The organism is Streptomyces nojiriensis, assembly GCF_017639205.1.
GTDB classification, from domain to species: domain Bacteria; phylum Actinomycetota; class Actinomycetes; order Streptomycetales; family Streptomycetaceae; genus Streptomyces; species Streptomyces nojiriensis.
In genome coordinates this window covers 2,073,306-2,092,941 of sequence record NZ_CP071139.1, presented here as the reverse complement: position 1 = coordinate 2,092,941, position 19,636 = coordinate 2,073,306, and the positions used below count along the sequence as shown (strand labels likewise).

General features: G+C 72.4%; 23 protein-coding genes. 14 read left to right on the top strand and 9 right to left on the bottom strand.

The genetic code is table 11. The annotated features are described in order from the left end of the window. Window positions 1-16: 16 nt before the first annotated feature. The gene (locus JYK04_RS09795) at window positions 17-1,033 is read right to left on the bottom strand and encodes a DMT family transporter (RefSeq protein ID WP_229876794.1); all 1,017 of its coding nucleotides are present in this window, start codon (window positions 1,031-1,033) and stop codon (window positions 17-19) included. A gap of 38 nt (window positions 1,034-1,071) precedes the next feature. On the opposite strand from JYK04_RS09795, the gene JYK04_RS09790 reads away from it, so the two are divergent. Next, window positions 1,072-2,001 carry a LysR family transcriptional regulator gene (locus tag JYK04_RS09790; RefSeq protein WP_189746186.1) on the top strand — a complete coding sequence of 310 codons (930 nt, stop codon included), beginning with the start codon at window positions 1,072-1,074 and terminating at the stop codon, window positions 1,999-2,001. A gap of 29 nt (window positions 2,002-2,030) precedes the next feature. On the opposite strand, the gene JYK04_RS09785 is transcribed toward JYK04_RS09790, so the two are convergent. Next, window positions 2,031-2,510 carry a pyridoxamine 5'-phosphate oxidase family protein gene (locus JYK04_RS09785; RefSeq protein ID WP_189746185.1) on the bottom strand — a complete coding sequence of 160 codons (480 nt, stop codon included), beginning with the start codon at window positions 2,508-2,510 and terminating at the stop codon, window positions 2,031-2,033. A gap of 76 nt (window positions 2,511-2,586) precedes the next feature. Between JYK04_RS09785 and JYK04_RS09780 the strand changes: the two genes are divergently transcribed. The 8 genes from JYK04_RS09780 to JYK04_RS09745 all read left to right on the top strand — a co-directional run bounded on the left by JYK04_RS09780 (window position 2,587) and on the right by JYK04_RS09745 (window position 9,320). Continuing rightward, window positions 2,587-3,210, top strand: a complete 624-nt coding sequence (locus JYK04_RS09780; RefSeq protein WP_189746184.1) for a cysteine hydrolase family protein — start codon at window positions 2,587-2,589, stop codon at window positions 3,208-3,210. A gap of 9 nt (window positions 3,211-3,219) precedes the next feature. Further along, a complete protein-coding gene (locus tag JYK04_RS09775) occupies window positions 3,220-4,068 on the top strand; it encodes a HipA family kinase (RefSeq protein WP_189746183.1) in 849 nt (282 codons plus the stop codon). Further along, window positions 4,065-4,448 (top strand): DUF3037 domain-containing protein, encoded by a 384-nt coding sequence (locus JYK04_RS09770; RefSeq protein WP_030009794.1) that lies wholly within the window; start codon window positions 4,065-4,067, stop codon window positions 4,446-4,448. The genes JYK04_RS09775 and JYK04_RS09770 overlap by 4 nt, the downstream gene beginning before the upstream one ends. Window positions 4,449-4,571: 123 nt before the next feature. Next, window positions 4,572-5,333, top strand: a complete 762-nt coding sequence (fabG, locus tag JYK04_RS09765) for a 3-oxoacyl-ACP reductase FabG (RefSeq protein WP_189746182.1) — start codon at window positions 4,572-4,574, stop codon at window positions 5,331-5,333. Window positions 5,334-5,361: 28 nt separating this feature from the next. After that, window positions 5,362-6,123 (top strand): SDR family oxidoreductase, encoded by a 762-nt coding sequence (locus JYK04_RS09760; RefSeq protein WP_189746180.1) that lies wholly within the window; start codon window positions 5,362-5,364, stop codon window positions 6,121-6,123. A gap of 152 nt (window positions 6,124-6,275) precedes the next feature. Continuing rightward, window positions 6,276-7,859, top strand: coding sequence for an ABC transporter substrate-binding protein (locus JYK04_RS09755; protein WP_189746178.1), 1,584 nt, complete (start codon window positions 6,276-6,278; stop codon window positions 7,857-7,859). 124 nt (window positions 7,860-7,983) lie between these two features. After that, the gene (locus JYK04_RS09750) at window positions 7,984-8,652 is read left to right on the top strand and encodes a uracil-DNA glycosylase (RefSeq protein WP_189746257.1); all 669 of its coding nucleotides are present in this window, start codon (window positions 7,984-7,986) and stop codon (window positions 8,650-8,652) included. Window positions 8,653-8,747: 95 nt separating this feature from the next. After that, window positions 8,748-9,320 carry a hypothetical protein gene (locus JYK04_RS09745; RefSeq protein WP_189746256.1) on the top strand — a complete coding sequence of 191 codons (573 nt, stop codon included), beginning with the start codon at window positions 8,748-8,750 and terminating at the stop codon, window positions 9,318-9,320. A 16-nt stretch (window positions 9,321-9,336) separates the two neighbouring features. Here the strand turns inward: JYK04_RS09745 and JYK04_RS09740 are convergent, their stop codons facing one another. Together JYK04_RS09740 and JYK04_RS09735 are read right to left on the bottom strand one after the other, a co-directional pair. Then, the gene (locus JYK04_RS09740; RefSeq protein WP_229876793.1) at window positions 9,337-9,876 is read right to left on the bottom strand and encodes a hypothetical protein; all 540 of its coding nucleotides are present in this window, start codon (window positions 9,874-9,876) and stop codon (window positions 9,337-9,339) included. A gap of 126 nt (window positions 9,877-10,002) precedes the next feature. Next, entirely contained in the window at window positions 10,003-10,527 is a 525-nt protein-coding gene (locus tag JYK04_RS09735) for a DinB family protein (protein ID WP_189746176.1), read from the bottom strand. Window positions 10,528-10,610: 83 nt separating this feature from the next. Here JYK04_RS09735 and JYK04_RS09730 point away from each other — a divergent pair, with 83 nt between their 5' ends. Next, window positions 10,611-11,516, top strand: coding sequence for a Gfo/Idh/MocA family protein (locus tag JYK04_RS09730; protein ID WP_189746253.1), 906 nt, complete (start codon window positions 10,611-10,613; stop codon window positions 11,514-11,516). On the opposite strand, the gene lnt is transcribed toward JYK04_RS09730, so the two are convergent. From lnt to JYK04_RS09705, 5 genes are all read right to left on the bottom strand, one after another. After that, window positions 11,440-13,029, bottom strand: coding sequence for an apolipoprotein N-acyltransferase (gene lnt / locus JYK04_RS09725; protein WP_229876792.1), 1,590 nt, complete (start codon window positions 13,027-13,029; stop codon window positions 11,440-11,442). The two genes, JYK04_RS09730 and lnt, sit on opposite strands and share 77 nt — an antisense overlap. A gap of 66 nt (window positions 13,030-13,095) precedes the next feature. Then, window positions 13,096-13,563 carry a nuclear transport factor 2 family protein gene (locus JYK04_RS09720; RefSeq protein WP_189746174.1) on the bottom strand — a complete coding sequence of 156 codons (468 nt, stop codon included), beginning with the start codon at window positions 13,561-13,563 and terminating at the stop codon, window positions 13,096-13,098. 69 nt (window positions 13,564-13,632) lie between these two features. After that, window positions 13,633-13,809, bottom strand: coding sequence for a hypothetical protein (locus tag JYK04_RS09715; protein WP_181382610.1), 177 nt, complete (start codon window positions 13,807-13,809; stop codon window positions 13,633-13,635). A gap of 114 nt (window positions 13,810-13,923) precedes the next feature. Beyond that, window positions 13,924-14,802, bottom strand: a complete 879-nt coding sequence (locus JYK04_RS09710) for an undecaprenyl-diphosphate phosphatase (protein ID WP_189746172.1) — start codon at window positions 14,800-14,802, stop codon at window positions 13,924-13,926. Between the two features lie 48 nt (window positions 14,803-14,850). Then, window positions 14,851-15,579: a TVP38/TMEM64 family protein gene (locus tag JYK04_RS09705; RefSeq protein WP_189746171.1), complete on the bottom strand. Its 729-nt coding sequence runs from the start codon at window positions 15,577-15,579 to the stop codon at window positions 14,851-14,853. A 49-nt stretch (window positions 15,580-15,628) separates the two neighbouring features. Here JYK04_RS09705 and JYK04_RS09700 point away from each other — a divergent pair, with 49 nt between their 5' ends. The 4 genes from JYK04_RS09700 to JYK04_RS09685 all read left to right on the top strand — a co-directional run bounded on the left by JYK04_RS09700 (window position 15,629) and on the right by JYK04_RS09685 (window position 19,633). Next, window positions 15,629-16,345, top strand: a complete 717-nt coding sequence (locus JYK04_RS09700; protein ID WP_189746169.1) for a DNA alkylation repair protein — start codon at window positions 15,629-15,631, stop codon at window positions 16,343-16,345. Window positions 16,346-16,609: 264 nt separating this feature from the next. After that, window positions 16,610-17,791, top strand: a complete 1,182-nt coding sequence (gene tuf / locus JYK04_RS09695) for an elongation factor Tu (RefSeq protein WP_189746167.1) — start codon at window positions 16,610-16,612, stop codon at window positions 17,789-17,791. Window positions 17,792-17,882: 91 nt separating this feature from the next. Beyond that, window positions 17,883-18,740: a patatin-like phospholipase family protein gene (locus JYK04_RS09690; RefSeq protein WP_189746165.1), complete on the top strand. Its 858-nt coding sequence runs from the start codon at window positions 17,883-17,885 to the stop codon at window positions 18,738-18,740. 101 nt (window positions 18,741-18,841) lie between these two features. Further along, complete coding sequence (locus JYK04_RS09685) at window positions 18,842-19,633, top strand: spermidine synthase (protein WP_189746249.1); 792 nt, start codon at window positions 18,842-18,844, stop codon at window positions 19,631-19,633. Window positions 19,634-19,636 lie beyond the last annotated feature (3 nt).

Here is a 19,636-nt window from a genome sequence, read left to right as displayed (position 1 = left end):
CGGGCGCCGGCGCCGGTCAGGCGGGCCTGCGGGCCCCGGGGCGGGTCTGGGTGAGGGCCGCGCCGGCCAGGACGATCGCGGCGCCGACCGGGGTGTTCCAGTGGAGCTGCTCGCCGAGGACCAGGACGCCCGCCGTGGTGGCGATGACCGGGATGAAGTAGGTGACCATCTGGGCGGTGGTCGGGCCGACCTCCGTCACCAGTCCGTACTGCATCTGCAGGGCCATGCCCGTGCCGAGGGCGCCCAGCGCGATCACCGACAGGGTCGGCCAGAGCGGGAACGAGCCCGGGGCCGAGGTGAACACGGCACTCACGAGCGCGAGCTGGAGCGTGGAGATCATGAGCTGGCCGCCGGTCAGGGCCACCGGGGAGCCGGGGGTCCCGGCCAGCGTGCGCCGGACGTAGATCCAGCCGATGGGGTAGCAGAGGGATGCGAGCAGGGCGAACGCGGTGCCCTTGGCGTCGACACCGGAGAAGCCCTGCCAGGCGCCGAGCACGGTCAGCACGCCGAGGAAGCCCAGGCCCAGCCCGGCGAAGCGGCGGCGCGTCGGGCGGTCCTCGGAGAGGGCGACCAGCGACAGCGCCATGCCCCACAGCGGCGAGGTGGCGTTGCAGATGCCGGCCAGGCTGGAGGGGATGCTCAGCTCAGCGAACGCGAAGAGCGAGAACGGGGCGGTGTTGAGCAGCAGCGCCGCCACGGTCAGGTGGCCCCAGGTGCGCAGGCCCCGGGGGAGCGGCTCGCGGCGGACCAGCAGCACGGTGAGGAGGGCGAGCGCGCCGAACAGGACCCGGCCCAGCGCCACCTGGAACGGCGCGTAGGCCTCGGTGCCGACCTTGATCAGGAGGAAGCTGAAGCCCCACACGACCGAGAGGATCGCGAACCGGACCCGCCAGTCCAGGAGGCCGCCCCGGCGCCGGCCGGCGGTGGTCGAGGTGGGGGAGGCCTGGGACGGGGAGGCGGCCGGGAGGGTCGGCCCGGGGGTGGTCGGTGCGCTCATGCCCCCTACTGTGCTCGTATCAACTTCGTAGGACAAGCGAGAGTTTCTCGGGGTGACGCCGTAGCATTGCTTACATGTTGAACCTGGAGCGCCTGCGCACCCTGGACGCCCTCGCCCGCCACGGCTCGGTCAGCGGCGCGGCCGACGGCCTCCACGTCACCACCTCCGCCGTGTCCCAGCAGCTGGCCAAGCTGGAGCGCGAGGTCGGACAGCCGCTGCTGGCCAGGAACGGGCGCGGGGTCCGGCTCACCGATGCCGGGCGGCTGCTCGCCGATCACGCCGCCCGGATCATCTCCCAGGTGGAGCTCGCCCAGGCCGACGTCGAGGCCCAGCGGGGCTGCGCCGTGGGCGAGTTGCGGATCGGGGCCTTCCCGACCGCCATGCGCGGGCTGCTGCCCCAGGCCCTGGCCGCGCTGCGGGCCGGGCATCCGGAGCTGCGGGTCCGGGTGCGCGAGCAGGAACCCGAGGAGAGCATGGCGGCCGTCGTGCGCGGGGACCTCGACCTGGCCCTGGCGATCGACTGGCACAACAAGCGGATGCCGGTGCCCGCCGAGCTCACCCGGACCCACCTGCTGGACGACACCGTCGACATCGCGGTCCCCGCCGGCCACCGGCTGGCCGACCGGACCGCGAGCCCGGGGGGGTCCGGGAAGGCGGGGATCTCCCTCGCCGAATGCGGCGACGACGACTGGATCTCCTGGAACGAGGGGCAGTTCTGCCACGAGTGGCTGGTCTTCACCCTGCGCGGTACGGGCATCGAGCCGCGCATCGCCCACATCGCCGAGGAGCACCACACCCAGCTGGCCTTCGTGGAGGCCGGACTCGGGGTGTGCGTGGCGCCGAAGCTGGGCCGCGGCCCGGTGCCGCCGGGCGTGCGGCTGCTGCCGGTCTGCGACAGCGTACGCCGCCACGTGTACGCCGTCTGGCGTGCCGACGCCGACCGCCGGCCCTCCATCCGGGCCGCGGTCGACGCGCTGCGGCAGGCGGCCGCCGGACTCCGGTAGGCCCGCCGGTCCGCGGCCGAGGACACTTCCTACAGCTTGCGGAAGTCCCAGGAGACGATCGAGTCGGGGGTCAGCCGGATCCAGGCGTGCCGCCCGTCGTGCGGCATCTCCTCGATGCCGAAGTTCTTGACCGGGAAGATCCGCTCGGCCTCCGCGAGCTCGGGGCAGGGCTCGCCGGTGCGCGGGGCCTCGCCCACGAAGACGGCGCTGCCGGACAGCTCCACCCCGCGCAGTTCCTCGTACGACTCGCCGGAGTCCACGACCACCGAGATCCGCGGATCCTTGCGCAGATCGGACCAGCGGCGGCTGCGCGTGATCGAGTACAGCCACAGCGAGCTGCCGTCCCACGCGAACCACAGGGCGCCCACGTGCGGGCGTCCGTCGGGCGAGACCGTCGCGACCCGGCAGGTCTTCTGCTCGCGCAGGAAGGACTCCACTTCCGCGTCGCTCATCATGATGCGCCGGCCCCGCCGCTGTGAGGTTCCGGTCCGTGCCCCGTCCACGTCCATCCGTCCTGCACCCCTTCACATCTGACTGTGTGTCAGGAATCATGAGGGCTCTTCCGTCGCCACGCCAGGGGGAGTCATGCCGGAACTCGATCCCGCCACCACCGCGCTGCTCACCGTCGAGTGCCAGAACGGTGTCGTCGGTGAGGAGAGCGCGCTGCCCGAACTGGCCAAGGAGGCCCGGGACTCGGGGATGCTGGAACGGGTGGCGGCGCTGGTCGACGCCGCGCGCGGGGCCGGCGTACAGGTGCTGCACGCGGTCGCCGAGCGGCGGCCCGACGGGCTCGGCGCGAACACCAACGCCCGGCTGTTCCGGGCCGCGGAGCGGCTGCCCGTGCGCCAGCTGACCGGGAGCCGGGCGGTCGAGGTCGCCGCGCCCATCGTCGTCGCCGACCGGGACCTGGTGGTCCGCCGGCTGCACGGGCTCTCCCCGATGGCCGGTACCGATCTCGACCCCCTGCTGCGCAATCTCGGCATCCGCACCCTCGTCGTCACCGGAGTCTCCGCCAACATCGCCATCCCGAACACCGTCTTCGACGCCGTGAACCTCGGCTACCGGGTGGTGGTCCCGGCGGACGCCATCGCAGGGGTGCCCGCCTCCTGCACCGCCGAGGTGATCCGCAACTCCCTCGCCCTGGTTGCGGCCATCACCACCGCCGAAGAGCTGCTCATGCAGTGGGCTCCCGCGACCTGCCCCCCGTAACCTGGGCGGATGCTGTCCGAAGTGATCGCGACCCGTTACGTCACGCCCCTGCGTGAGGGCGGCTCGCTCCCGGGGATCGTCGAGGCCGACGATCTCGGTACCTACGTCATGAAATTCACCGGAGCCGGCCAGGGCCGCAAGACCCTGGTCGCCGAGGTCATCTGCGGCCGCCTGGCCCAGCGGCTGGGGCTGAGGGTCCCACGGCTGGTGCAGATGCAGCTCGACCCCGTGATCGGGCTCGGCGAGCCCGACCAGGAGGTCCAGGAGCTGCTCAAGGCCAGCGGCGGGCTCAACCTCGGCATGGACTACCTGCCCGGCTCGATCGGCTTCGACCCGCTCGCCTACCAGGTGGACCCGGTCGAGGCGGGGCGCGTGGTCTGGTTCGACGCCCTCATCAACAACGTCGACCGCTCCTGGCGCAACCCGAACATGCTGGTCTGGCACGGGGACCTCTGGCTCATCGACCACGGCGCCACCATGATCTGGCACCACAACTGGCCCACCGCGGCGGCCGCGGCCGCCAAGCCCTACAACGCCTCCGACCACGTACTGGCCCCCGTGGGCCCGGACATCGCCGCCGCGGCCGCGGCGCTCGCGCCGCTGGTCACCGAGGAGCTGCTCACGGAGGTCGCGGCCGACGTCCCCGACGAGTGGCTGGTCGACGAGCCGGGCTTCGACTCCACCGACGCGCTGCGCCGCGCCTATGTGGAGGCGTTGCTGCCGCGCGCGGCCACGATCCACGAGAGGATCTCGCTGGAGGCCGAGGTGAAGGCGCCTGCCGGACCTCCCGGCTGGCTCACCGACCACCTGCCGGAATGGCCCCACAAGACCCACAAGAAGAAGAGCGACAGCGAGTGACCAAGCGGGACGTGTTCGAGTACGCGCTGGTGCGTGTGGTGCCCCGGATGGAACGGGGCGAGTGCTTCAACGCCGGCGTCATCGTCTACTGCCGGGCGCACACGTACGTCGCCGCGCGCACCCACCTCGACGAGGCGAAGCTCCTCGCACTGGACCCCGGGGCCGATGTGGCCGGGGTACGGGCCGCCCTGCGCGGGGTCGAGGGCGTGTGCAGCGGCGGGGCCGAGGCGGGGCAGGCGGCGGGCGACGACGCGGGTCGGCGCTTCCGCTGGCTCATCGCCCCGCGCAGCACCGTGGTGCAGCCGGGCCCGGTGCACACCGGCCTGACGGCCGATCCGGCGGCGGAGGTGGAGCGGCTGCTGGACCTGCTGGTCCGCTGACGGGCGCGGCGCCGGATCGGGTGGCGTTGACACCGGGTGCCAGGGCTCCTAGCGTCTCCTCAGCTGAAGCTACTAAGCGGTTGCTCACCTGGCGGCCGCCTCTCAAGGGCGAGGAGATCCAGCATGTCCACCACCGAGCAGCGCGTCGCGATCGTGACCGGGGCGGCCCGGGGCATCGGCGCGGCCACCGCCGTACGCCTGGCCGCCGAGGGCCGCGCCGTCGCCGTACTCGACCTCGACGAGGCGGCCTGCAAGGACACCGTGGAGGCCATCACGGCGGCCGGCGGCAGGGCGCTGGCGGTCGGCTGCGACGTCTCCGACGGCGCGCAGGCGGAGGCGGCCGTCGCGCGCGTCGCGAGCGAGCTCGGCGCCCCGACCATCCTGGTCAACAACGCGGGTGTGCTGCGCGACAACCTGCTGTTCAAGATGACCGAGACCGACTGGGACACCGTCATGAACGTGCACCTGCGCGGCGCCTTCCTGATGTCCAAGGCCTGTCAGAAGTACATGGTGGAGGCCAAGTTCGGCCGCATCGTGAACCTCTCCAGCAGCTCGGCGCTCGGCAACCGCGGCCAGGTCAACTACTCCGCCGCCAAGGCCGGCCTGCAGGGCTTCACCAAGACCCTGGCCATCGAGCTCGGCAAGTTCGGCGTCACCGCCAACGCCGTCGCCCCCGGCTTCATCGCCACCGAGATGACCGCCCAGACGGCCGCCCGCGTCGGCATGGGCTTCGAGGACTTCCAGGCGGCCGCCGCCACCCAGATCCCGGTCCAGCGCGTCGGCCGTCCGGACGACGTCGCCAATGCCATCGCCTTCTTCACGGGGGAGGCCGCGGGCTTCGTCTCCGGCCAGGTCATGTACGTGGCCGGCGGCCCGCTGAACTGACGAGTCCACGAGAGACAGGGCGTACGACATGACGTACAGCGGTATCGACAGCGGCAAGGTCGCGCTGATCACCGGGGCGAGCCGGGGCATCGGCTACGGCGTCGCCGAGGCGCTGGTCGCCCGCGGCGACCGGCTCTGCATCACCGGGCGCAACGAGGAGGCCCTCAAGGAGGCCGTCGAGCGGCTCGGTGCGGACCGGGTGATCGGTGTCGCGGGCAAGGCGCACGACGAGGCCCACCAGGCCGTCGCCGTCGAGCGCACGATGGAGGCCTTCGGCCGGGTCGACTTCCTGGTGAACAACGCGGGCACCAATCCCGTCTTCGGGCCGATCGCGGATCTCGATCTCGGGGTCGCGCGGAAGGTCTTCGAGACGAATGTGATCTCGGCGCTCGGCTTCGCCCAGCGGACCTGGCACGCCTGGCAGAAGGACAACGGCGGCGCGATCGTGAACATCGCGTCCATCGCCGGGGTCTCCGCCTCGCCCTTCATCGGCTCGTACGGGATGAGCAAGGCGGCGATGATCAACCTCACGCTCCAGCTCGCGCACGAGATGGCGCCCGGTGTCCGGGTCAACGCGATCGCCCCCGCGGTGGTCAAGACGAAGTTCGCGCAGGCGCTCTACGAGGGCCGGGAACAGGAGGCCGCGGCGGCCTATCCGCTCGGCCGGCTCGGGATGCCGGAGGACATCGGCGGGGCGGCGGCGTTCCTCACATCTGCACAAGCGGAATGGATCACTGGGCAAACTCTCGTCGTCGACGGTGGGATGTTCCTCAATGCCGGGGTCCACTGACCGATAATCGGACGTATTTGCCTCCGAAAGAGAGGTAAATGCGTATCGAATATGCACGGAACCGGTCAAGTGCCTCACGAAACCAACCCATTGGATTCGTGAGGCACTGCGGTAGGGTCTGCCGCACCCCTGGCTGATCGAGGAGCGTGCACGTGTTCAACCGGACCAGATGCCTGCAGATCACTGCGGCCCTTGCGTCCATATCCCTGCTCGCCGGATGCGGCCTGCTGTCGGAGGACGACGGCGACGAGATGAAGAGGATCGTCGTCGGTACCACGAGCACCCCGAGCACCCTCGATCCCGCGGCCGCTTGGGACGGCTCCTGGGAGCTGTACCGGAACGTCTACCAGACCCTGCTGGCCTTCCCGACGGGCTCCAGCAAGCCCCAGCCCGACGCGGCCCAGAGCTGCGAATTCACGGACGCGGCGAGCCAGGCCTACCGGTGCACCCTGCGCAAGGGCCTGAAGTTCTCCAACGGCGAGCCGCTCGACGCCAACGCGGTCAAGTACTCCCTCGACCGGATCAAGACCATCGGCTCCAACGTCGGTCCCAAGGGCCTCTTCGGCACCCTCGACAAGATCGAGACGCCGGACCCGCTGACGGTCGTCTTCCACCTGAACACCTCGGACGCCACCTTCCCGTACGTCCTCGGCTCGCCCGCCGCCTCGCTCGTCGCGCCCAAGGACTACCCGGCCGACAAGGTCCGCGAGGGCGACAAGATCACCGGCTCCGGCCCGTACGTGCTCGACTCGTACAAGGACGGCGCCGAGGCGGTGCTCACCGGCAACACGACTTACACCGGCTTCGCCAACCGCAAGAACAAGGCGGTGACCATCCGCTACTTCGCGGACTCGCCGAAGATGATCGCGGCGCTGAAGGCGAAGGAGATCGACGCCACCTACCGAGGCCTGTCGGCCCCGGAGATCACTGACCTCCAGACCCCCGCGTCGCACGCACTGGGCGTCCAGGTCGTCGAGAACGTCGGCGCCGAGATCCGCTACCTGGTCTTCAACCCCAAGGACCCCCAGGTCGCCAAGCTCCCGGTCCGCCAGGCCATCGCCCAGATCGTCGACCGCGGTGCGCTCGTCTCCAAGGTCTACCAGGGCACCGCCGAGCCGCTGTACTCGATGGTCCCGAAGGGTGTCGTCGGTCACAAGACGCCCTTCTACGACAAGTACGGCGGCGCGGACGTCGCCAAGGCCAAGAAGATCCTCAGGGACGCCGGGATCACCCAGCCGGTCGAGCTGACCTTCTGGTACACCACCGACCGCTACGGTTCCTCGACCGCCGACGAGTTCACCGAGCTCAAGCGGCAGCTGGACGAGAGCCAGCTGTTCCGGATCACCCTGCGCAGCCAGCCCTGGAAGACCTTCCAGACCGGCTACAAGAGCGGTGAGTACCCGGTCTTCGGCCGCGGCTGGTTCCCCGACTTCCCGGACCCGGACAACTTCATCGCGCCGTTCGTCGGCAAGGAGAACGCGGTCGGTACCCCGTACGAGCCCGCCGAGATCGTGAACGACCTGCTGCCCAAGTCGCGCCGCGAGGGCGACCGCTCGGCCGGCGTCCAGGAGTTCGAGCAGGCCCAGAAGATCTTCGCCGACGACGTCCGGCTGCTGCCCCTGTGGCAGGGCAAGCTGTACGTCGCGGCGCGCGAGGACATCGCGGGCGCCGAGCGGGCGCTGGACCCGCAGACCGTCATGCAGATGTGGGAGTTCTACCGCAAGACCAGCTGGTAGTACCGGCTCCGGTGCGTCGGCCGCCATGGGCGGCCGACGCATTGTCAGTGGGCCCCGGTAGGTTCTGGAGCAGTTGCACGAGCAGTTGCACGAACTTGTACCGGAGGTTGTCGCCGTGACCCAGATGCTGCCCGAGTCCTGGCTCCCCGTCCTCGGCGGGGAGCTGGACCAGCCCTACTTCAAAGAGCTCACCGAGTTCGTCGAGAAGGAACGGGCGAACGGGCCGGTCTACCCGCCCCGCGAGCAGGTCTTCGCGGCCCTGGAGGCCACTCCCTTCGACCGGGTGAAGGTCCTCGTCCTCGGCCAGGACCCGTACCACGGCGCCGGCCAGGGCCACGGCCTCTGCTTCTCCGTGCAGCCCGGGGTCAAGACCCCGCCCTCGCTGCGCAACATCTACAAGGAGATGAAGGAGGAGCTCGACCTGCCGATCCCGGACAACGGGTACCTGATGCCGTGGGCCGAGCAGGGCGTCCTGCTGCTCAACGCGGTGCTCACGGTCCGGGAGGCCGAGCCCAATTCGCACAAGGGCAAGGGCTGGGAGAAGTTCACCGACGCCGTGATCCGCGCGGTGTCCGAGCGGCCCGACCCGGCCGTCTTCGTCCTGTGGGGCGCCTACGCCCAGAAGAAGCTCCCGCTGATCGACGAGGAGCGGCACGTGGTCGTCAAGGGCGCCCACCCCTCCCCGCTGTCCGCCAAGAAGTTCTTCGGATCGCGGCCCTTCACGCAGATCAACGAGGCCATCGCCGCCCAGGGGCATGAGCCGATCGACTGGCGGATCCCGGACCTCGGCTGACGTCCCCCCGCGCCTCGGCGTCATTGCCGGTACCTCCGGTTAGCTTCTAGATGATCAGGCCGGTGCAGGTCTGGCAGAGCGAGCCGGAGGCCGCCGTGGCGGAGCAGCAGGAGGCGTCGCCGGACGCCGTCATGACCAGGATCGGCCAGGCGGTCATCCTGCTGCACGCCGGGGACCGCGAGGAGGCCCGCAACCGGCTCGGGGAGATCTGGTCCGAGATCGGCGAGGAGGGGGACTCCCTCCACCGGTGCACCCTGGCCCACTACATGGCCGACGCCCAGGACGACCCGGCCGACGAGCTGGCCTGGGACCTGCGGGCCCTGACCGCCGCAGCCGAGGTGCCGGACGACGTGCCGGACGACATGGCGGGCGAGCGTCCCGGGACCGGGCCGCCCCGGGACGGGCCGCCCGCGCGCCGGGAGCCGCATCCGGAGCTGCGCGTGTTCTACCCGTCCCTGCACCTGAACCTGGCCGCCGACTACGTGAAGCTGCAGCGGCCGGAGGCGGCCCGGGTCCACCTGGCCCGGGCCCGCGCGGCCACCGGGGCGCTGTCCGACGACGGGTACGGGAACGGCGTACGGGCCGCCATCGCCCGGCTGGAACGGCGCCTGGCCGCGGAACCGGGACCCGGACCCGGACCCCGGCCGTTCCCCGAGCAGTCCCCGTAGGCCCAGGGGCGGGCGGTCAGTTCCCGTGGACGCCCGAGCAGATACGCGCCTCCGGGCTGTCGGGATGCCAGTGGCCGTGCCTGCGGCCCAGCGCGCACACATCGGCCGGCCGCACCGGCAGCTTCCGGATCAGCTCACGCTCCGCCTCCGCGTCGGGCCGGGGACGGTGCGGACGGCCGCCCGGGTGCCCGGAGGCCGGCTCGGCGGGCCGCCGGGGCTCCGGGATGTCCGGGACCGGCGGGGCCTCCCGTACGGGCCCGCCGGAGCCGCCCGGTACGGGGCGCTGTGCGGACCGCTGGGCGGGCGCGGGGCCCTCCGGGGCCGCGGGCCGCTCCGGGGCGGTCTCCACGGCCTCCAGCGCCTCCAGGGCGGGCGCCCGGACGGTCACGGGGGCGGTCCCGGGCCCGCCGCGCGGCTGATGGCGCGGCGGTACCCCGGCGGCGGGGGCCGCCGCGGGCTGCACGGGTCCGGGGCTCACCTGCACACAGCCGGATACCGCCGAGACGGCGCAGGCGACTCCGAGCAGCAGCGTTGTCGTGGTTCGGGTGGGATGCACTCACGCAACTCTGCTGTGCGAGGACCCCGTTGCGAAAACCCGGAGCCGATATTCACCCCGCACGGGTGACGGAAACACCCGCCGGACAGGGCCCCCGGGCCGTCCGGGGAACGTCCCGGGACGGCCTCAGTCGCCGGTGGCGCCGTCTATCTGCTCGCGCAGCAGGTCCGCGTGGCCGTTGTGGCGCGCGTACTCCTCGATCATGTGGGTGTATACCCAGCGCAGGCTGAACACCTCGCCGCGGTGGTGGCTCCCGGCCTGCGAGACCGCGTCCAGCGAACGGCCCGCGGCGGCCTGGCGGGCCAGCTCGACCTCGGTCCGCCAGACCTGCTCGGCCTCGGCCCAGGTGGCCGCCTCGGTGAAGTGGAAGTCGCCGTCCGGGTCCTCGCTCGTGCAGTACAGATCGGGGATGTCCGCACCCAGCATGATCCTTCGGAACCAGTACTGCTCCACCTCCGCCATATGCCGTACGAGGCCCAGGAGGCTCAGCTCGGAGGGCGCGAGCGGGGTGCGGCGCAGCTGTTCGTCCTGGAGCCCCTCGCACTTCCAGACGAGGGTGGCGCGGTGGTAGTCGAGCCATCCGTCCAGCATCTCCCGCTCGTCGGCGGTGGTGGCGGGTTCGTTGCGATGTGATCCTGAACTGGTGGTCATGGGGCTCATCCTCGGCGAACCGGGCCCCCGTCACCAGGGATTAAGCTGCCGGGATCCCACACGGACCGAACTTGGAGGCCCCGGTGAAGGTCGGCTGCATCGGACTCGGCGACATCGCGCAGAAGGCGTACCTGCCCGTCCTCACCACCCGCCCGGGCATCGAGCTGCACGTGCAGACGCGCAACCCCGACGCCCTGGAGCGGGTCGGCGACATCCACCACGTCCCGGCCGCGCGCCGGCACGCCGATCTCGACGCGCTGCTCGCCGAGGGGCTCGACGCGGCCTTCGTGCACGCCGCCACCGTGGCCCACCCCGAGATCGTCACACGGCTGCTGGAGGCCGGCGTGCCCACGTACGTGGACAAGCCGCTGGCCTACGAACTCGCGCATTCGCGGCAGCTCGTGGAACGGGCCGAGCGGCTCGGGGTCTCCCTCGCCGTCGGCTTCAACCGCCGCTTCGCGCCCGCCTACGCGCAGTGCGCCGACCACGCCCGCGAGCTGATCATCATGCAGAAGAACCGGGTCGGGCTGCCCGAGGACCCGCGCACGCTGGTGCTGGACGACTTCATCCACGTCGTCGACACCCTGCGGTTCCTGCTGCCCGGCGAGGCCGACCACCTCGACGTCCGGGCGGTGGTGCGCGAGGGGCTGATGCACCAGGTGGTGCTCCAGCTGTCCGGCGCCGGCTTCACCGCCCTCGGCATCATGAACCGGCTGTCCGGCTCCACGGAGGAGATCCTGGAGGTGTCCGGCCGCGACACCAAGCGGCAGGTCGTCAACCTCGCGGAGGTCATCGACCACAAGGGCCAGCCGACCGTGCGGCGCCGCGGGGACTGGGTCCCCGTCGCCCGCCAGCGCGGCATCGAGCAGGTCGTCGACCACTTCCTGGAGGCGGTCGCGGCGGGCACCACGCTCAGCGCCCGCGACGCCCTGCGAACCCACGAGCTGTGCGAGCGGGTGGTGAGCTCGGCTCTGGAGCAGGCCTCCTGAGCGAACGGCTGCCCGCCACCGCGCAGTACACCGCCAGGGCGGCGAGGGCGGCGGCCACCGGCCAGTCCCCGAAGCGGACGTAGAGGGTCGTGCCACGGGCGAGCGGGACCTCGTACACGGCTGCCGTGCTCGCGGAGGTGGGCAGGGCGGCGCCGACCCGCGCGCCGGACGGGCCGTTCACCACGCTGATGCCCGTGAGGGTGGCGTGGACCATCGGACGGCCGTTCTCGGCCGCCCGCAGCGCGGCCAGCGAGGCGTGCTGGGCCGGGGCCCAGCTCTCCTGGAACGAGGAGGTCGCGGACTGGGCGACGAGCAGGGAGGCCCCGTCCAGGGTGAGGCGCCGGCTCATGTCGGGGAAGGCGGACTCGAAGCAGACCAGCGGGCCGACCCGGACGACTCCGGGCCCGTCCGGCCGTCCGGGCAGGTCCATGACCACCGGTCGGTCGCCGCGCACCCGGTCCTCGCCCGCCGCCTTGCCGACCGAGGTGGCCCAGCCGAACAGCGCACGGGCCGGTACGTACTCCCCGAACGGGACGAGCCGCATCTTGTCGTACCGGTCGCCGGTGGGGCCCTGGGGGCCCACGAGGACCGCGCTCTTGTAGATCCCGGGGCGGTCCGCGCGCCGCGCGTCCACGTTCACCAGCAGCGGAGCCCCGACCTCCGCCGACAGCGCGGCCAGCCGCCGGGCCAGGTCCGGGCGGGCGCTCAGGTCCGCGCCGACGCTGCTCTCGCCCCACACCACCAGATCGACCCGCTGCCCCGCCAGCGGCCGCGTCAGCCGCTCACCGACGTCGAACCGCCGCTCCGCACTGTCCGGGCCGTCCGCCACCGTGCCGGGCTGTACGACGGCCACGCGCAGCCGGCCCGGCTCCTCGGGCCGCGCCGCCCACACCCACACCGCTCCCGTCAGCACCGCGCACCCGGTCATCCCCGCCACCGCGGGGATCCGCGCCCCCGGTACCGCGATCAGCAGCACCAGCGCACAGTTCACCGCCACCACCAGCAGGCTGACCAGCCACACCCCGCCCACCGAGGCCAGCCGCAGCGCCGGCGCCACCTGCCACTGGCTCGCGCCCAGCAGCCCCCACGGCCCGCCCAGCCCCTGCCAGGACCGGACCAGCTCCGACAGCAGCCACCCCGCCGGGACCAGGACGAGCGCACAGCAGGCCCGGCCCGCCGCCGGGGTCCCGCCCAGGAGCTCCCGCACCAGGAGCGCCCAGGGGATCCAGAGCAGCCCGAGCAGCGCGGCCACCGGGATCAGGAACACGTGGAGACTGGGCAGCAGCCAGTGGTGGACGGCCAGGATGAACCCCGCGCCGCCGAGCCAGCCCTCCAGGGCGGCCCGCCGCCCCGTGGGGGCCGACCGCAGCAGCAGCATCCAGGGCACGAGGGCGGCGTAGGCGAACCACCAGAGCGCGGGGGCCGGGAACGCGAGGGCGGGCAGCGCCCCGGCGGCCACGGCGGCGGGCGCACGCCATCGGGGGGACCACCACCGCATGCGCATCGTGATCATGGCGTGCCTCCGCTTCCAGTGTGGCAGTGCCCGGCGCACCGGCCGAGTCGAGCGGTCCGGTCCGGCTCAGGCGGTCATGTGCCGCCACTTCTCGTGCACGGTGACGCGGGTGAGCCGCCAGCCGTCACGGGTGCGGGCCAGCGCGAACCCGTAGCGCCCGGCGGCGACGAAGTTGGGCGAGGTGACCGCGGCGTCGGAATCCGGCCCCGCCAGCCGCATCGGATTGAGGAAGTCCGCCCGGACCTCGGCGCTGTCCCCGGGGGAGCCGCCCAGGTCCTCCAGGCGGATCAGCCGGTTCACGATCAGGTGCTGGCGGACCGGGAAGAGCGTCATCGTCTCCGCCAGCCAGTCCGCGACCTCCGCCACCGGGCCCTCGATCCCGCCGGCCGAGCTGTAGTCGACCCGTCCGGAGGCGGTGAACAGAGCCCGGTACGCGTCCCAGTCACCGTCGTCGACGGCCACCGCGTACCCCGTGACCACCTCGTCGATCGCCAGCCGGTCCATCACCGTCGCGAGATCCACACGCTGAGTCATCGGGTCAGTGTGGGGCTGCGCGGGCGCGAGGCCAAGGGGCGTGCGCCCACCGGATCTTCCCGAGGGAGGTCAGTGACCGGAACGGGACTCGCGCTGCCGGACCACGACGAGGAACGCGTCGCTGTCCAGATCCATGACCACCTCCGCCGGCACTCCCTCGCGCATCCGCTGCGCCGCGTACTCCTCGGCGGGCCAGCTTCCCCGCGGACTTCCGGCGGGAAATCGCTCCAGCACCACTCGACCCATGGCACACCCCCTGCTGTTCGCCTTCCGTTCTCTTCAGGCACAACGACGCGCAGGCCGCCCGGGAACGTTCCCGAACGGCCTGCGGTTCACGCGAAGAGGTGGAACGGGGTCCCGCTAGGAACCGGACTCTCCCGCGTGCGGGCTCAGCACGTCCGTGCCGATCAGCACGAACAGCACGATGCCCAGGAGGATCCGGTAGATCACGAAGGGCATGAAGCTCTTGGTCGAGATGAACTTCATGAACCACGCGATCACGGCGTAGCCCACGAAGAAGGCGATGACCGTCGCGAAGATCGTCGGACCCCAGGAGATGTGACCCGGGTTCTCCGCCACGTCCTTGATCTCGAACGCCCCCGAGGCGAGCACGGCCGGGATCGCGAGGAGGAAGGAGTAGCGGGCCGCGGCCTCGCGGGTGAAGCCGAGCAGCAGACCGCCGGAGATGGTCGCGCCGGACCGGGAGACGCCGGGGATCAGGGCCATCGCCTGGCAGACACCGAAGATCAGACCGTCCTTGACGCCCAGCTGCTGCAGCGTCTTGCGCTCGCGGATCGCGCGGTGCCGGCCGCCCTCCTCGTCGCGGGCGGCCAGCCGGTCGGCGACGCCGAGCACGACGCCCATGAGGATCAGAGTGGTGGCCGTCAGCCGCAGGTCACGGGCGGGGCCCACGATCGCGTCCTTGAAGACGAGGCCGAGGATGCCGATCGGGAGCGAGCCGACGATCACCAGCCAGCCCATCTTGGCGTCCTGTTCGGAGCGCAGGGCCTTCGTGTACAGGGAGCGGAACCAGGTGGAGACGATCCGCGCGATGTCCTTGCGGAAGTAGATCAGCACGGCGGCCTCGGTGCCGATCTGGGTGATCGCGGTGAAGGCCGCTCCTGGGTCGTGCCAGCCGGCGAACGCCGCGGTCAGCCGCAGGTGGGCGCTGGAGGAGATCGGGAGGAACTCCGTAAGCCCCTGGACGAGACCGAGGATTAGGGATTCGAACCAGCTCATGTCGGGGTGCGCTCGTCCTTGTGATCGTCGGGCAGTTCGCGTCCGATGCTAGGGCCCGTGCGAAGCGGCGCTGACCACAGGGGGGTGCTGGGGCATCAGTTCGGGCACCCGGTCCTCGGTTCGAGGGGGTGCCAGCCGGTGTCGTTTGCGCCATGCGACGACCGCGCCGCCCACCACGGAGACGACGATGAAGCCGAACGAGACGAGGAAGGCGGGCGATCCGGGAGAGGAGGCGCTGTCGCCCGCGATCACGTACGCGGCGGTGTTCGGGACGACCCCGATCGCCGTGGCGAGGAGGAAGGGTCCCCAGCCGCACCGCGACACCGCGGCGCAGTAGTTGGCCACCACGAAGGGCAGCCCGGGGAAGAGCCGGACCGCGAGCATCGAGCGGAAACCGTGCCGGCTGAGCTGACCGTCGGCCGCCTGGAGCCAGCGCCCGCGCAGGAACGGCCGCAAAGCCTCCTGGCCCATGATCCGGCCCAGACCGAAGGAGATCGCGCCACCGAGCACCGTGCCGCCGACCGCCGCGACGAGGCCGAACTGGGTGCCGAAGACGGCTCCCGCGGCCAGATTGAGCAAGGGGCGCGGCACGAAGGCGGCCGTGCACACGCCGTACGCGGCTGCGAACAGCAGGACCGCCGTGCCCACCGGGAGCCCCGGGGGCCAGCCCTCCGAGAGGATGCGCTGGGGCTCGTACAGCAGCACGCACACGCCGGCCGCGACGAGCAGCACGACGAGCACCGACAGCCGGGTCCACGGCGCGAGGAGGAGGGACATCCCGGGAGACTAGCCCACCTGTACGGCGGTGCGCCGTAATCTGGGCCTCATGCTGTCGAACGACCGGCGCCCCCCGCCAGTTCCCCGCAGCGCCCTCGCGGACACCCTGCTGGAGCGGCTGACCGGGGCGTACGCGGCGGCCGCCGATCCCGTACGGGCCCGGGACATGGCCGCGTACATGAAGGACGTCGCACCCTTCCTCGGCATCCCCACCCCGCTGCGCCGGGACCTGTCGAAGACCGTGACCAAGAACACCCCGAAACCGTCCGAGGCGGACTGCGCGGCGCTCGCGCTGCGCTGCTGGCTGCTCCCCGAGCGCGAGTACCAGTACTTCGCGGTGGACTACCTGCGCCGCCACGCGGCCCGCTGCTCCTCCGGCTTCCTGCCCGTGGTCCGGCACCTGATCGTCACCGTCCCCTGGTGGGACACCGTGGACCTGCTGGCCGCGCACACGGTCGGACCGCTGGTGGCCGCCGACCCCGGACTCGCGGCCGTGATGGACGAGTGGATCGAGGACGAGAACCTCTGGCTCGCCCGCACCGCGCTGCTCCACCAGCTCCGCTTCAAGTCCGCCACCGACGCCGGACGGCTCTTCGCCTACTGCCGCCGCCGGGCCGGCCACCCGGACTTCTTCGTGCGCAAGGCCATCGGCTGGGCCCTGCGCGAGTACGCGAAGACGGACCCGGACGCGGTCCGCGCGTTCGTCGAGGCCGAACGCGGCTCCCTGGCCCCGCTGTCCGTGCGTGAGGCGCTCAAGAACCTCTGACCACGCCGTAATTCGTTCGACGCGCCCCGGACCGTCCGGCAGGATCAGGGGCATGAACCGGTATGCCTTCCTCGCAGCGCGGTCCGCAGTCGCGGACGCGCCGAAGGCTGCCGTCCTCACGGGCGCACCGGCAGGCGCACCCGTCCTCGCCGCATTCGACGGCGCACGAAGCTGACCCTTCCCGGATCGTCCGGCGGACCCCGCAGGGGGAGGGTCGGCTCGCCCTCGGGGTCCCGTTCCGGCTTCCAGACACGGGAATGAATCATGGCCAAGACGGCCTTCGTGCGCACCAAGCCGCACCTCAACATCGGCACCATGGGTCACGTCGACCACGGCAAGACCACCCTCACCGCCGCCATCACCAAGGTCCTCGCCGAGCACGGCGGTGCCTCCTTCGTGCCCTTCGACCGCATCGACCGGGCCCCCGAGGAGTCCCGGCGCGGCATCACCATCAACCTCACGCACGTCGAGTACGAGACGGAGACCCGGCACTACGCCCACGTGGACATGCCCGGTCACGCGGACTACATCAAGAACATGGTCACCGGCGCCGCCCAACTCGACGGCGCGATCCTCGTCGTCTCCGCGCTCGACGGGGTCATGCCACAGACCGCCGAGCACGTGCTCCTCGCCCGGCAGGTCGGCGTCGACCACATCGTCGTGGCGCTCAACAAGGCCGACGCCGGGGACCCCGAGCTGACCGACCTGGTCGAGCTGGAGGTCCGCGAGCTGCTCACCGCGCACGGGTACGGCGGTGACGGCGCGCCGGTCGTACGGGTCTCCGGACTCGGGGCGCTGGAGGGCGACCCGCGGTGGACGGAGGCGATCCAGGCGCTGCTGGACGCGGTGGACACGTACGTACCGACCCCGGTGCGCTACACGGACGCGCCGTTCCTGCTGCCGGTGGAGAACGTGCTGACCATCACCGGCCGCGGCACCGTCGTGACCGGCGCCGTCGAGCGCGGCACCGTACGCCTCGGGGACCGCGTGGCGGTCCTCGGCGGCGACGGCGAGCCGGTCGAAACGGTCGTCACCGGGCTGGAGACCTTCGGGAAGCCGATGGAGTCCGCCGAGGCCGGGGACAACGTCGCGCTGCTGCTGCGCGGGGTGCCGCGCGACGGGGTGCGCCGCGGGCACGTGGTGGCCGCGCCCGGCAGCGTGACGCCGCAGCGCCGTTTCACCGCCCAGGTGTACGTGCTCTCCGGCCGCGAGGGCGGCCGTACGACACCGGTCGCCAGCGGCTACCGGCCGCAGTTCTACATCCGCACCGCCGACGTGGTGGGGGACGTGGACCTGGGCGAGGCCGCCGTGGCCCGGCCCGGGGAGACGGTCACGATGACCGTCGAGCTCGGCCGGGACGTCCCGCTGGAGTCGGGGCTCGGCTTCGCGATCCGCGAGGGCGGGCGCACCGTCGGCGCGGGGACGGTGACGGCCGTGCTGGGGTGACCCGGGCCTGATCCGGACCCCTCTGTGGTGGCGGTGGCCCGGCTGCGCCAGACTGCCGTCACCACAGGCATGCGCGAAGGGGCGGGCGGAGATGGGCGGCGACACGGCACTGGTGCTCGGCGGCGGCGGACTGACCGGCATCGGCTGGGAGTGCGGAATGCTCCACGGGCTCGCCCGCGCCGGGGTGGACCTCAGCACCGCGGACCTGGTCGTCGGCACATCCGCCGGCTCGGTGGTCGGCGCCCAGCTCACCTCCGGACTGCTCAGCGTGCAGGAGCTGTACGAGCGCCAGCTCGGCGACGCCTCGGCCGAACCCGTGGCGAAGCTGGGGGCGGCCGTCATCGCCCGGTACGCGATGGCGATGGCGCGCTCGCGCAGCGACGCCGCCGCCTACCGCAGGCGGGTGGGAGCCATGGCCCTGGCCGCGGACACCGGATCGGAGGCGGACCGCCGCAAGGTCCTGGCCGCCCGGCTGGTCTCCCACGAGTGGCCCGAGCGGCGGCTGGTGGTCACCGCGGTGGACGCGCTCACCGGTGAACTCGAGGCGTTCGAGCGGGGGAGCGGCAGCGGGCTGCTCGACGCGGTCGCGGCGAGCTGCGCGGTACCGGGGGTGTGGCCGCCGGTGACGGTCGCGGGCCGCCGCTTCATCGACGGCGGGATCCGCTCCGCCACCAATGCCGACCTGGCCGCCGGTTACGGCCGTGTGGTGATCCTCGCCCCGATCTCGCTCGGTTCCGCACTGGTGCCCTCGCCGTCGGTGCAGGCCGACCGGCTGCGGGAGGCGGGGGCGCGGGTCCTGCTGATCACCCCGTCGCCGGCCGCCCGCAAGGCCATCGGGCGCAACGTGCTGGATCCGGCGCGGCGGGCCCCGGCGGCGCGGGCGGGCCTGGCACAGGCCGAGGAGCACGCGGCGCAGGCGGCGGCGCTCTGGTCGGGCGGGGCCGCCTGAGGGCCTGTTCGAATCCCGCCCGGCCGCTGCCGGACAATGGAGCGGTGAGCGACGAACAGATCCCGGTCGTCCGGGACGTGGGCCAGGGCACCGCCAAACTGATGCCGGACGTGGACCGGGACCGGGCCTGGCTGCTGACCGTCGACGGGGCCCCGCAGTCGTACGTGGACCTGGACGATCCGCAGCACCTGGAATTCGAGTACGTACGCCGCCTCGCGCACGTCCTGGACTGCGCCGCCGAGCCGGGGCTCGCGCTGGACCTCCTGCACCTCGGCGGCGGGGCGCTCACCCTGCCGCGCTACGCCGCGGCCACCCGGGCCGGCTCCCGGCAGACGGTCGTCGAGTTCGACGCGGGCCTGGTCGGCCTGGTGGCCGAGCACCTGCCGCTCGCGGCGGGCTCCGGGGTCACCGTGCACACCGCCGACGCCCGCGCCTGGCTGGAGGCCGCGCCCGCGGCGAGTGCGGACGTGGTGGTGGCCGATGTGTTCGGCGGCTCCCGGGTGCCGGCGCAGCTGACGTCCGTGGAGTACGCCCGGGCGGCCGCGCGGGTGCTGCGGCCCGGCGGGCTGTACGCGGCGAACCTGGCCGACGGGGCGCCCTTCGACTTCCTGCGGGCGCAAGTGGCGAACTTCGCGGTGGCGTTCGCGGAGCTGGCGCTGATCGCCGAGCCGGCGGTGCTGCGGGGGAGGCGGTTCGGGAACGCCGTGCTGCTGGCCTCCGACGCCCCGCTGGAGGTGGGGGCGCTGGCCCGCAAGTGCGCGGCCGACGCGTTTCCCGCCAGGGTGGAGTACGGGGACGGGCTGGCCCGGTTCAGGAAGGGCGCGGCGCCGGTGGCCGACGCGGACGCGGCCCCTTCCCCGGCGCCGCCGGAGGGCGCGTTCAGCCTGGGGTGAGCG